10 protein-coding genes and 1 other annotated feature are annotated in these 13,240 nt (G+C 39.0%); of the genes, 3 read left to right on the top strand and 7 right to left on the bottom strand.

Annotated features, from left to right (window positions below; all coding sequences use genetic code 11):
- Window positions 1-289: 289 nt before the first annotated feature.
- The 4 genes from nhaC to tyrS all read right to left on the bottom strand — a co-directional run bounded on the left by nhaC (window position 290) and on the right by tyrS (window position 6,853).
- Window positions 290-1,657, bottom strand: coding sequence for a Na+/H+ antiporter NhaC (gene nhaC, locus HMPREF2988_RS03080; RefSeq protein WP_002292602.1), 1,368 nt, complete (start codon window positions 1,655-1,657; stop codon window positions 290-292).
- A 108-nt stretch (window positions 1,658-1,765) separates the two neighbouring features.
- Window positions 1,766-3,163 (bottom strand): tyrosine-tyramine antiporter, encoded by a 1,398-nt coding sequence (gene tyrP, locus HMPREF2988_RS03085; protein ID WP_002316652.1) that lies wholly within the window; start codon window positions 3,161-3,163, stop codon window positions 1,766-1,768.
- Window positions 3,164-3,429: 266 nt separating this feature from the next.
- The gene (gene tdc, locus HMPREF2988_RS03090) at window positions 3,430-5,307 is read right to left on the bottom strand and encodes a tyrosine decarboxylase (RefSeq protein ID WP_002286400.1); all 1,878 of its coding nucleotides are present in this window, start codon (window positions 5,305-5,307) and stop codon (window positions 3,430-3,432) included.
- Between the two features lie 289 nt (window positions 5,308-5,596).
- Window positions 5,597-6,853: a tyrosine--tRNA ligase gene (gene tyrS / locus HMPREF2988_RS03095; RefSeq protein ID WP_002315946.1), complete on the bottom strand. Its 1,257-nt coding sequence runs from the start codon at window positions 6,851-6,853 to the stop codon at window positions 5,597-5,599.
- Window positions 6,854-6,957: 104 nt separating this feature from the next.
- Window positions 6,958-7,163: a binding site (T-box leader), on the bottom strand.
- Window positions 7,164-7,425: 262 nt separating this feature from the next.
- Between tyrS and HMPREF2988_RS03100 the strand changes: the two genes are divergently transcribed.
- Window positions 7,426-8,727 carry a polysaccharide deacetylase family protein gene (locus HMPREF2988_RS03100; RefSeq protein WP_070769975.1) on the top strand — a complete coding sequence of 434 codons (1,302 nt, stop codon included), beginning with the start codon at window positions 7,426-7,428 and terminating at the stop codon, window positions 8,725-8,727.
- A gap of 69 nt (window positions 8,728-8,796) precedes the next feature.
- Here the strand turns inward: HMPREF2988_RS03100 and HMPREF2988_RS03105 are convergent, their stop codons facing one another.
- On the bottom strand, window positions 8,797-9,396 hold the full coding sequence (locus HMPREF2988_RS03105; protein WP_002292597.1) for a TetR/AcrR family transcriptional regulator: 600 nt from the start codon (window positions 9,394-9,396) through the stop codon (window positions 8,797-8,799).
- 253 nt (window positions 9,397-9,649) lie between these two features.
- Here HMPREF2988_RS03105 and HMPREF2988_RS03110 point away from each other — a divergent pair, with 253 nt between their 5' ends.
- On the top strand, window positions 9,650-10,531 hold the full coding sequence (locus HMPREF2988_RS03110) for an ABC transporter ATP-binding protein (RefSeq protein ID WP_070769976.1): 882 nt from the start codon (window positions 9,650-9,652) through the stop codon (window positions 10,529-10,531).
- Between the two features lie 12 nt (window positions 10,532-10,543).
- Window positions 10,544-12,154 (top strand): ABC transporter permease, encoded by a 1,611-nt coding sequence (locus HMPREF2988_RS03115; RefSeq protein ID WP_002292594.1) that lies wholly within the window; start codon window positions 10,544-10,546, stop codon window positions 12,152-12,154.
- A gap of 78 nt (window positions 12,155-12,232) precedes the next feature.
- Here HMPREF2988_RS03115 and HMPREF2988_RS03120 read toward each other — a convergent pair whose 3' ends face one another.
- Both HMPREF2988_RS03120 and HMPREF2988_RS13830 read right to left on the bottom strand, forming a co-directional pair.
- Window positions 12,233-12,892 carry a Crp/Fnr family transcriptional regulator gene (locus HMPREF2988_RS03120; RefSeq protein WP_002292592.1) on the bottom strand — a complete coding sequence of 220 codons (660 nt, stop codon included), beginning with the start codon at window positions 12,890-12,892 and terminating at the stop codon, window positions 12,233-12,235.
- Between the two features lie 60 nt (window positions 12,893-12,952).
- Window positions 12,953-13,072, bottom strand: a complete 120-nt coding sequence (locus HMPREF2988_RS13830; RefSeq protein WP_002292591.1) for a hypothetical protein — start codon at window positions 13,070-13,072, stop codon at window positions 12,953-12,955.
- Between the last annotated feature and the right edge of the window lie 168 nt (window positions 13,073-13,240).

Here is a 13,240-nt window from a genome sequence, read left to right on the forward strand (position 1 = left end):
CACGCTCCAAATAAAAATCAATACTTTCTTTTTCTAATAGTTCCATCTTTTCTCTCCTTGTGTTCTTCTAACGGCACTCCTGATACACTAACAAATCTGACCCTTTCATCTGCCACGTCAATACATGTTTCTCTCGAATTTTATCTATCCATTTTTATTTTATCGCAATTATCAAGGCTTTTATTTCTATTATTTCTTTTTGGAGAAAAGATAGTTTTTCAATCGTATAAATCGCTAGTTTCGCAAAAAAGGCTGTGACAAAAATAGTCACAACCTTTTGATCTTTTCTTCAATTTTTCACATGTCGGCGATTCAATAAAAAACCGCCTATTATTGTAAAGACAGGAGCAAGGATCGAGAAAAAAGCGAATGGCAAGTAATGCAACGCGCTAACTTTCATCGTCCCCATAATGAATGTGCCGCTAACTCCCCACGGTACAAGAGAATTGACGGTTGCTCCTGAATCTGCTAGCGTCCGTGTCAAATAGTTTTTTGATAAGCCAACCTCATCAAAGGAGCGTTTGAATGTTTCTCCTGGAAGAATGATGGACAAGTACTGCTCTCCAACGATCAGATTGACTCCGATACAACTCAAGGCAGTAAACCCGACTAAACGAGAAGGTCGGTCCATCTTTTCTTTTAATTCTTGCACGATGGTCTCAACAATCAAATATTTGATCAATAAACCACCTAATGCCAATGCCAGTAAAATCAAACTGGCTGAGCCCAACATACTCATGATCCCGCCTCGAGAAAGCAGTTCATCTAGCTTGGGATCAGGTGTATGCGCGACATAACCATTCATCAAGATGTCTGCTGCTTTTCCAATCGTCAAACTTTTCTCATGGATAAAGGAAAGAACGAGGGCGGCTGTCGATCCTGCTAATAATGTAGGGATAGCTGGGATTTTTTTGATTGCCCCACCAAATAAAATAACTAACGGAATCAATGTCCAAGGAGAGATCCAAAAGCTTGCTTTCATATTTTGGATCATTTCATTGATACTGGCTAGGTCGGCTGAATGACTATTATGTCCTAATATCGTATAAAAAAGCAACGAAAGGACGAATGCCGGAAAATCCGTATAACGCATGCCAGCGATATGTTCGAATAGATTGACTCCGCCGATACCAGCCGCCAAGTTCGTCGTATCCGATAGAGGCGAGCAGTTATTCCCTAAAAATGCACCAGAAACGACCGCACCTGTAGTCATTGCATCGTTGAATCCAAGCAAATGACCGATTCCCAAAAAAGCAATCCCAATCGTCGAAATCGTCGTAAATGAACTGCCGACTGTCACTCCGACGATTGCACAAACAAGAAATGCTGTCGGTAAAAAGAAACGTACAGAGACAAGCTTGAATCCATAAACCATGATCGTAGGGATGGTTCCAGATAGAATCCAAGAGGCAACCAAGACGCCAATCAAAAGAAAAATCAGGATCGGAATGATCCCCGGAGTGATTCCTTTGATGATCCCGTCATGGATCTCATCCCATGAAAACTTTTTAAATCTGCCATAAAACAACAAACACATGAAAGCTGCAAGGATCGGGATATGTGGCGAGAGTTGGAATCCGATGATCAGTACTCCTAGGAGTGCCAACAACACGATCAATACAGCGATACTTTCTTTTAAAGAAATATTTTTATTCATCGTCGATCTCCTATTTCAAATGAAAAGGCCCTGCCATGAAAAAACTATTCACTTGGCAGGACCTCCTACTAAATCAGCGACAGATCGTCGGCTGAAAGACTTATTTTTTTATTTTTCTTCTAAACTTTTTTCTACCTCAATCCCCCAAGAATCTTTCTTGAAGTGATTGATGATCAATGGAATAACGAACATGACCACTGTGATAGCTGCTACTAATAATGCATCACTCAATGTCGCTGTACCTAATGTAGCAAATACGACAACGATGATAGAGAAGATCAGCATGCAGCTGACTACCCAAGCTAAGCCGTTTCCGTTTTTACCAATTCGGTAAGGACGTTCGAATTCTGGATGTTTCTTACGCATTTTAAGCAATGAAACAGCAATCAAAATGTACACGATACAATAAATAACAGTTGTAGCATTTGTAAGTGTCAAGAATACAGCACTTACGTCATCCATTACACCATAAAGCAAAGCAAATAATGAAATAACGATTGATTGTGTTAGAACGACATTTCTAGATACGCCGTATTTGTTTTCTTTATGGAATCCGAATTTTGGTGGAAGGAATCCTTCACGAGCTACTTGGATGATTGTTTTTGATGGTCCAGTAACCCAAGCTGATAATTGTAAAAGCACACCAATAAATACCATGAAGCTGAAGATATTTCCGATCACTTCTGGTAAGCCTAGGATTTGGCAATCAATCAAGATTGGCTGCGTGATATTTGCTAATTCCATTTTTCCATCTGGTACGACATTGGCAACAAGCATCGCATTGATGACATTCAATAAAACTAATCCGATCAAAGCGATAAATACGCCTTTTGTATAATTTTTTGTTGCGTCTTTCAAACGAGGCATGTAAACAGAACTCATTTCGATCCCAACAAAAATAAATGTGATACCAGCTAAGTATTTCAATGAATCAATATGTTCCAGGTCAGGGAAAGCTTTTGACCATGAAAAGTCACCTAGATAGCCGTTTGAGACTAGTCCGACTTTGAAGGCTGCCAAAACACCTAAAACGAACATGATGACTACTGGGATATATACCCCTAGCCATACACCGATGTTCCCGCCGACTTTTGCCATATCGAATTTCAAGTTCAAGATCGTGATGATCCAGTAGATAACTAAAATACAACCTAAAACGAACCAATGATTATTGCCAAGTTCTACATTACCAAATGTGTTTCCTAACAATGGTCCTAAAGTAGAAGCGACCATTACCATACCTGGGAACATTTGCACCCATAATAGCCATGCAACGACAAATCCCCATTTGCTGCCCAGTGCTGTTTTTACCCATAACTGAGGACCGCCTTCTTGAGGAAGCATCGTTGAAAGCTCACCGGAAACCATTGATATCGGACCGGCAAAAAACAAAACTGCAAAAATTGAATAAAAAATCAATGTCCAACCGACTGCGGCTAACGTAGGAATACTCCGAACCGTTGCACACAGTGCCATTGTCAGACCGATAAAGGTCCCAAGACCCATTTTACTTACTTCAGATTTACTCACCGTTGACACTCTCCTTGATTTTTTGGATAAAATAACGGTGTCTTTGAAGTAGTTTCAGCAATAAACGAAACAATTCAGCGAATATTTGAGGGGATTCTTTGAGTCTATTGCTTGAAGGAGTTCTTCAAAGACAACCTCAAAACAAAGGGATCGAAGAGCTTAGGTCACCCCTTGCTCTTCCGATCCAAACATGCGTCAGAAACAGTTAGCATTCAAGCTGTTTTCTAACATGATTACCTTGCTTATTTTGCTTCGCTTGCCAATAATTGGTCTGCGTAGATTTTTTCCAATTTTTCTTGAAGAGCTGCTTTGATTTTTTCAGCATATTCTTCAAAGTGTTCTTCTTTGTTCATGTATGGTGTCATTACGCTGGCACGCAATACAGTTACTTTTCCGGCACGGTTCCATTCTTCATCTGAGAATCCTAGTTGGTTCACGAATTGCAATGGGCTGTTGCCATAGTCTGGGATAGCAAAGTCAGTATGTGAAGTTAAGAATTCATTACCGTAAATGCTTCCTTTCACGTATGAAGAATAATCGTATACGTCATGGTTCAATTTATTCATCGCAACTAAATCGTCGTTGCCTTTTTCTTTGAATACGTAGTCTACCATGTTGAAATCTGGATAAGTTAATGGATGAACTTCGATTTCTTTGTCACCTACTTTGAATGACAAGTCATTCAAGAAGTTGTAGAAACGATGTGCCCCTTCGATTGATGCACCCATCAATTTACCGTATCCTGTGACATTCAAAGGTAAGACATGATGTGCTGCCCAAACGCTGGCTGCTGTTGCCCCTGCTTTTGAACCTTCCAAGATATACGCTCCAAGTAATGCTGGGATATCTGCACCTTTTTCAAATACATATGTTGCGAAGTAAGAGATAACGTCTCTCATGCGGATATCTTTGATGACGATACCACCGGCAGAATATGGAACATAGCCCATTTTATGTGGGTCGATCGTTACAGATTCTGCTTCTTCGATTGCTTTATATGCACTGTGTACTTCTTCTAAGATATAATCTTTGTTTTCTGTAAAGACATTGTATTTGTAATGAACGTCTTTTAAATCTTCGAATGGAATGAAGTTGTTGTCTTCGTCTAAGAAAATCGCACGGCCATATCCGCCATAAGCAGCATCTACGTGCAAGTAGAAGTAAATACCGTCTTTTTCTAATACGCGACGCAATGCAACGATTTTATCGATACCGTCGATTGCTCCTTCTTCTGTTGATCCTACAACACCGACTACACCTAAGATTGGTGTTTTTTCAGCTGCTAGACCACGAACGATTTTTTCAAGTTCGTTGATGTCCATGCGGTAGTTATGGTCAACTGGCACTGGAATTACTTGGTCTAAACCAATACCGATGATGTCGGCAGCTTTTAGCCATGAATAGTGTTTTGTTTGTGGAACCAACCATTTCCCTAATTTTTCTAAATGTTTTCCGCTACGTGCTGAGTGAGCTTTGATTTCGTCGATTTTTTCTGGAACACTGTCTAACAAGTTCATGATTTCTTCTGTTGACAAGTTCATCAATTCCCAATCGCTTTTTCCAGCAACTAGTTCAGGTGTCACTTCTTTCATAGCAAGTGGCAATGATTTGATGTTGCGGGCATACCAAAGTCCTTCTAAGTTTGCTAAAGAACCATCAGCAACGATGTGTCCCCAGCCATCTTTATAGCTCATTAATTTTGCAAATTCCATGCCTACTTCTTCTTCCATTTGGCTTGTTGCAGGAGAAGATTCGTAAGCAACGTTATTACCATTCCATAGCATAGCAAAATTATACGCTAGTAAAGATGGCATCAATGTTTCAGAGTTCATATGACCCCAGTAGCGTCCGGCATTATGCCAAGGAACGGAATGGGTACGCATCCGCGCTGAAATTTCTGATAGAACATCTTTTGTTTTATTCACAGTGTGTTCAAAACTAGCACTGCTTTTTTCTTCTGGCGTAATGATAGGCATGTCTTGAGGCATGTAGTTTTGACGCCAGCCTAAATGTTCGTCCACCAATTCATTCAACAAAGCTTTATAGATTTGGCCGTTCTCAGCTTTGTCCCCAATGAATAGGGCATTTAGGTTTAGATCTTTCGACAATGATTCACTCATAGTGAAACCCTCCTAAAAAAATATTTAAATTTTGTCGAGCCCTACATTACACCTGTTCTCCTATTCTGTAAACTAAGCTTTCGACCGTTTTTTAATCGTATTTTAATATGTATCAATTATTCGAATTGTTCATACTTTTGAAATAATTAAAAAAACGAGGGAATTTACAAAAGTAAACTCCCTCGCAAAGATTGTATTAACGACAACCAGCGTTCTATTTTAGGATGGGTTTCAAAATTGGAATGTTGTAATAGTATTCCCCTTTTTCAAGGCAAAAACTTACTAAATTCTAATCAATTACTTTGGCCAAAAAGTAATTTTTCTTACCTTTTCGAATAACCACAAACTTACCATCGAATTCATCGGATGGATTTATGACAAAATTTAAATCGGTAACGCGGTCACCGTTAATACTTATAGCTCCGTTTGAAACATCTTCCCGTGCCTGACGTTTAGATGGTTCAATTTTTGTGGAAACAAGTAGCTCCACGATATTTTCAGGTGTGCTTGAAATTTCAACGTTCGGCATTTTACCGAATCCTTGCGCGATTTCTTCCGCATTTAGTTCTTTAATATTTCCAGAGAACAATGCTTGTGTTATTTTTTGCGCTTCTTTCAAGTCTTCTTCACTATGCACAAATCTTGTAACTTCTTCTGCCAAACGGCGTTGTGCTTCACGTTTCTCAGGTTCTGTCTCTACTTTCTTCGCTAATTCTTCAATTTCTTCTTGAGATAAGAACGTAAAGAATTTCAAGTATTTCACTACATCACGATCATCTTGATTCAACCAGAATTGGTAGAATTCAAATGGTGAAGTTTTCTTAGGATCAAGCCAAACGGCACCGCCTGCGGTTTTTCCGAATTTCGTTCCGTCCGCTTTCAACATCAATGGAATCGTCAAACCGAACGCTTCTGCTTCTGGTCCTTCTAATTTTCGGATTAGGTCTAAACCAGCTGTGATATTTCCCCATTGGTCTGCTCCACCGATTTGTAGTTGTACATCGTATGTTTTATGCAGATGTAAAAAGTCGATGGATTGCAGGATTTGGTAAGTGAATTCTGTGAATGAGATCCCTACTTCCAAACGGCTGGCAACGATATCTTTTGCTAACATCGTGTTGATGTTGAAGTTTTTACCGTAGTCTCTCAAAAATTCAAGTAAAGAGATTTTTGACAACCAGTCGTAGTTGTTCACAAATGTGATATTTGCGTCTTTACCAAACAATTTTCTCATTTGATTGGAAAGTGCATCCACGTTATGTTGCACTTGTTCCATCGTTTGCAACACACGTTCTGTTTTACGGCCGCTTGGGTCGCCGATCGTTCCTGTTCCGCCGCCAATCAGAATATATGGATGATGGCCTGCCAATTGGAATCTTTTCATCATCATAAATGGGATCAAATGTCCGATATGCATCGAATCACCAGTTGGATCAACGCCGCAATAAAGTGAAATGCTCTTTTCTTCAACGAGCTCGCGAAGTCTTTCTTCGTTTGTTTGCTGATTAATGGCGTCGCGCCAAGTTAATTCATCAATAATATTCATTTTACTGACCTCCGTGTAGTTTTTTATGAAAGCAGGAACCTGCTAGCATGCGTCATTAAGTATTTCTTCGGGATGGAAAATAAAAAAAGTCCCTTGGCATATAGCCAAGGGACGAAATCTCGCGGTACCACCCAATTTGTATGTCTAGATATCCAACATACCTCTCGAACATTTAACGCTGTCGCGTGGCAATCACTGCCAGAGACTCCTGAAATGTAATTCGCTTTAAAGCATGTACTGGTTTGCAGCAACCACCAGCTTTCTGAAACATTGGCTTTAACAACTACTTCGTTTCGATCTTCGTCTTGTTATTATTAATATGTGTCTATCATAGAGCGCAACTTTTTCTTTGTCAACAGAAAAAGGATATTTTTTTTAAATTCCTCATTTTTTCTTTTTTGAATCCGCTCTAATCCCGAACATTTTATTTTTAACTATTGTTAAAAGAAACTATTTTTTCTGTATTTTTTCTGCAATTTATCGAGAAGTCACTTTACTTTTCCTCTTATTCTTTCTTCGTTACAATGAACAATGGGACGAGTAAAAAAATGAAAAAGCAAGGGACGAGGTATATGGAAAAAAAGCAAAAAATTATTTTAGGAGCCACTTCTGCTTTAACTGTCGTTATTTTAATTTTAAGTCTGTTTTTTGTCATCCGAGCATACACAAAAAAAGAACCGATCATTCCTGAAAAAAAAATAACAGAAAAGACAAAAGAGCCAATGGATGATAAGCAACAGCTAGTTACTCAAGCAAAAAATCTGGCACAAAGCTATGATTATGACCAAGCGATTGCTTTATTGGAGAAAAACAGTGAAAACGGATCTGCAGAAACACAGCAACTTCTTCAAACACTGAAAAAGGAGAAAGAACAACTGATTGACTGGTCTGACCCTACTCAGATCTCTCACGTCTTTTTTCACAGCTTGATCGTGGACCCGCAAAAAGCCTTCCACTCTCAACAGTCGCAAGGATATAAAGACTATATGGTAACTGTTGAAGAGTTCAACCGTTCGATCGAACAACTTTATCAAAATGATTTTGTTTTAGTCAATTTGAATGATTTGATCCAAAAAGATGAACAAGGAAATCTTTCCTTTAACGGACTCGCGCTACCTGAAGGAAAAAAACCATTAGTTCTTTCGCAAGATGATGTCAGCTATTATGAATATATGGATAATTCCGGTTTTCCTAGCCGATTGGTCGTATCAAATAACAATGAAATCAAAAATGTTTATAAAGAGAATGATAAGGAAGAAATTGGGGACTTTGACATGGTTCCTCTGATCGATGCTTTTGTCAAGAAACATCCTGATTTTTCTTATCGAGGCGCAAAAGGCACCTTGGCCCTGACAGGTTACAACGGTGTTTTAGGTTATCGAACATCCAAGTCTCAATACGGAGATAACGAGAAAACAAAAAAAGAGATCGAAGAAGCTAAAAAAGTAGCTGATCAGTTGAAGAAAGATGGCTGGAGCTTTGCTTCCCATACCTGGGGACACTTGAATATGACTCAAGCTTCATTAGAGGATGTCAAAAAAGACAATGAATTATGGCAACAAGAAGTTGCACCTATCCTAGGAAAAACAAATATCCTGATTTATCCATTTGGTGCAGATATTAGCGACTGGCAGCCTTATTCAGCAGAAAATCAAAAATTTGCTTACTTAAAGAGTCAAGGTTTCGATATTTTCTGCAATGTAGATGCTTCTACTCTCGCTTGGGGACAATTAGGTGCGGATTTCTATCGAAATGCTCGAATCAATATCGATGGCATTCGGTTCCAATCAGATTTAGACGGACAAAACCCTATTCTTGATTCATTCATCAACGTTCATGATGTCTATGACAAAGAAGCACGAGAATCCGCTTGATTTTACGTCATTTATAAACCAAAAAAGCCGAACTGACATTTTATCGTCAGTTTCGGCTTTTTTTATGCTTTATTTCTTCTTCGGCGCGATTCCCTTGATCAGGACTTCTGTCCATTCTGCTGTATACGGAAGCAGTTTCGCGTATATCTCCGGCTTAGAAATTCCTTCTACCATTGCTTGAAAATAGAGGATCAAGAACTCATCCGAATATTTCAAATCCACTTTTCCCTCTTTACGCCCTCGATGGAAAAGATCAAGCATGATACTGAAACTTTCTTGCGTATACGCATCCATCGCGTCAGAAAATTCTTTTTTTTCTTTTTTTGTATAGTATGTCATCAAATCGATATAAAATTGTTTGTTCACTCGATTGAGATAGCGGATTTTATTTTCACTCATGGCAATCAACGTTTCTTCAAATGGAAGATTTTCCGCAATCAACGCTTTCGCTTCTTGCCCTAAATCATTCATAAATGTGAAAAATACTTCATAAATCAGCCCTTCCTTGCTGCCAAAATATTTAAAAATCGTCGCTTTACTTACCTGAGCGCTCTCAGCTACCTTATCCATCGTCACTCCAGCGGTTCCTATGTCTGTGTTCATCAAGTCAAAAGCTGCTTGTAAAATCTCTTTCTTTTTCTCTTGTGCTCTCTTTTCAAAACCGTTCATTTGTAGAGCCTCCCGTAATTTTAAACTTTTATAATATATATAGTTCAAATTTATTCTGAGGTTTATTATAACTATCTATTGAGAAAGTATCAAGCCAGCAATTCCTTGTTTATGAATTCATTGACAGAAATTTATAAAAAGAATATTATGTACTAAAATAATAAAAAAAGTTTTATAAAAAGGCATAAAGCCATTTTATTAAACTGTTTAACCTTGTTTAGTATATATTTATAGAAAAAGGAGTGGGGTTTTTATGGCAGAAATCGTCAAAGTCACACATTTGAAAAAGAGCTTTGGTCGTTTCGAAGCTTTAAAAGACGTCTCTTTCACCGTACATTCAGGTGAAGTCGTTGGATTTATCGGACCAAATGGTTCTGGAAAATCCACGACGATTCGGACACTTTTAGGGATTATAAAAAAAGACGGCGGAACGGCAACGATTTTTGGTCAAGATGTATGGGAAGATAGTTTATCTATCCATGAACGTCTTTCTTATGTTCCAGGTGACATCTCTTTATGGGGAAATTTGACTGGAGGAGCGATCATCGATCTCTTCATGAAGCTTCATGGAAAAGGGAACGCTCAAAAAAAGGACGAACTGATTCAACGTTTCTCTCTTGATCCTAAGAAAAAAGCAAAAAACTATTCAAAAGGAAATCGTCAAAAAGTGGGCTTGATTGCTGCTTTAGCTGTTGATTCGGATCTCTATTTATTTGATGAGCCTACTTCTGGTTTAGATCCCTTGATGGAAACCATTTTTCAAGAAGAAGTTGAAAAACTGAAAGAACAGGGCAAATCCATCCTGCTTTCTTCTCATATTCTCAGTGAAGTCGAACGGCTGGCAGATAAAGTCGTGATCATCCGCGAGGGAACAGTCGTAGAAGAAGGAACACTCGATGAATTGCGTCATTTGACCCGCTCGACCATTACTATAGAAACAGAAGCAGATAACAGCCACTTAGCACAATTGAACGGTGTCCATGATTTTGTGCAAAAAGGCCACCTTGCTCAATTTGCTGCTGACAACGAAGCTTTCGATGTGATTTTAGCTGAAGCTTCCAAATTAGGTGTGAAAAAATTTGAATCTATTCCACCGACTCTTGAAGATTTATTCATGAGGCACTATGAAGGATGAGGAGGAATCGAAATGACTGATAAATTTTCACGCTGGTCCACCCTTTTTTCTCAAAACCTTAGCCGTGACTGGAAAAAGATCCTGATATGGCTAGTCGGTGTCACTGCTTTTTCTGGTGGTTTTGTCCCTGCGTTTGAAGAATTGACTTCAGGACAAGGGTTAGCTGGATTATACGAAACAATGCAAAATCCGGCAATGATAGCAATGGTCGGACCAACTCCCGCTTCGAATGCTGCTGAGTATACTTTAGGAGCGATGTATGCAAATGAAATGTTGCTTTTTTGCAGTTTGTTTGCTGCTGTGATCTCGGTTTTGCATGTAGTGAGCCAAACGAGAAAAAAAGAAGAGCTTGGTCTGATTGAACTTATTCGTTCCTTTCGAGTCGGACGTCAAGCAAACTCTTTAGCTGTCATCGCTGAAAGTATTCTAATCAATTTGCTTTTAGCAATATCGATCAGCTGTACGATGATTTTTTTTCAAGCAGATTCGATCACTGCAGAAGGTGCTTGGCTTTTTGGGCTATCTGTAGGTAGTACGGGGATTTTGGGGAGTGCCGTTGCACTGTTTGCTGCACAACTGATGCCAAGTTCAGCCAGTTCGAATGGTCTGTCTCTAGCGTTTTTAGGTGGACTTTACCTTCTAAGAGCAATAACAGATGTAGCTGTTTCCTCCCTTTCGATGTGGAATCCTTTAGGCTGGTCTTATTTGACCTATCCATTTACAACTAATAACTGGATTCCTTTGCTTTATTTGTTTTTGTTCAGTCTCATCTTGATAATCAGTTCATTTGTTTTAGAGGAACATCGAGACTTGAACACCGGCTATATCCCCGAACGTGAAGGAAAACCGTATGCTAAACGTTCTCTTCTATCCTTGCGTGGTTTATTATTTTATCTAAATAAAGGAATGACAATCAGTTGGCTCATCACTTTTGGTTTGATGGGGGCGGCATACGGCTCTATCTACGGGAATATGCAACAATTTTTAGAAAGTAACGACTTAATGAAACAGATGTTTATCCAATCTGGCGTCTCAATTGAAAAAAACTTTACAAGCACGATCATGGTCGTCTTGATTTGTCTAGCTGCTATTTTACCAATTGCTAGCATCAATCGTTTATTTACAGAAGAAACCCACGGACGTATGAATCAGCTGTTCGCAACAAAAATTTCTAGGAACCAACTTTATTGGACAAATCTGTTACTAGCGATCCTGTTTTCTATATTGTCGATTCTGATTAGTTCTGGTGCGCTAGGACTTTCTGCTTTGGCATCGATGAAGGATGCGAAAGATATGGATCTATTGCTGTTTCTTAAAGCCGGATTCAACTTTCTGCCTGCTGTTTTAGTGTTTATCGGGATGAGTGGCTTTCTATTCGGATGGCTTCCTCGAATGGGTAAATTTGCTTATATCTACTTAGCTTACTCCTTTGCGCTCAATTACTTTGGCGGGATTTTGGATTTGCCAGAATGGTTCTCCAAAACAGCGGTCCCTAGCTGGGTACCACGGATGCCAAACGATTCTTTCGATCTTTCCGTATTCCTTACGTTATCCTGTATCAGCCTTGCACTGATCGTCCTTGGTGCTATCGGTTATAGGAGAAGAGATTTAGTGGAAGGATAACAAAAAAGAGCATGTTCAATTTCATACTAGCCTCAAAATTGGGATCAAAAATCCAACATTTGGAGGTCATTTTTGTATTTACAAGTCTTCTAACTGCTCTTTATCAATGATCCAGACTTCCCGATTCTCTCTTTTTACATAACCATTCTCCTCTAATAATTTAAATTTTCTAGATAAAGTTTCGGGGGTCGTACCGATAAATGCAGCAAGTTCTTTCATTTTCATTGGCAGGAAAAAGTGATTCTTCCCTGTCGCTTTAGCTAAATCAAGCAGATAGACAGCGACTCGTTCTTCTACTTTTTCCATCATCAAAAAAGTTGTCTGCTGCTGTACTTTTGTTAATTTCTCAGCGTTGATTGCTAAAAGTTTCAGACTAAGGGCGGGATAATGCAGTAAAAGTTCCGAGAAATCTTTTTGTCTCAATACACAAATTTCCGTTTTTTCTAGTGCTTCGCCAAATAAAGACTCATTTGGAACGCCTAGCAACTGGCTCTCTCCCTCATATCCGCCCGGCTCTACTACTCGTAAAAGCTGTTCCTTTCCGCTAGCAGATAATTGATACACTTTCATACTGCCGGAAGCCACGATCACTAATTGAGACTCTCCATTCGGCGCAAGAATCTGTTCTCCTTTTTCCACTTTTCTGTGTGTCACTAGCGAGTGGATTTTTTGCTGATCTTCTATCTCGAGATGATTGAATAATGGAACGAGTGAAACACACAATCCTTCATGTCTCATAGCAGATTCCTCCTTTGGATTTCTTCCTTGTTTGTTATTCTACTTGTTCTTTTAACTTGGTTAATTGATTTGTATCAAGATTTTTCTTTTTGTGCGATAAGTAAGCAGACACATGCCGTTTATGACCACGATCAGAATACTCATTTCATGGAAAAGCATACCGCTTGCCACCTCGGCCACCAGGATCAGACTCTCGATAATAATGGTGATGAGTGTTTTATGTCCTAAAATCATTTTTTGATACTATCTATAAGTAAAATTGAAAATTGCCGCTTATGTCAAATAGGAGCTGTGACAAACGCCTTGTCACAACTCCTATTTTTTGAATAAACGGTGTTCTCCTGCCAA

The organism is Enterococcus sp. HMSC061C05, assembly GCF_001814765.1.
GTDB classification, from domain to species: Bacteria; Bacillota; Bacilli; order Lactobacillales; family Enterococcaceae; genus Enterococcus_B; species Enterococcus_B lactis.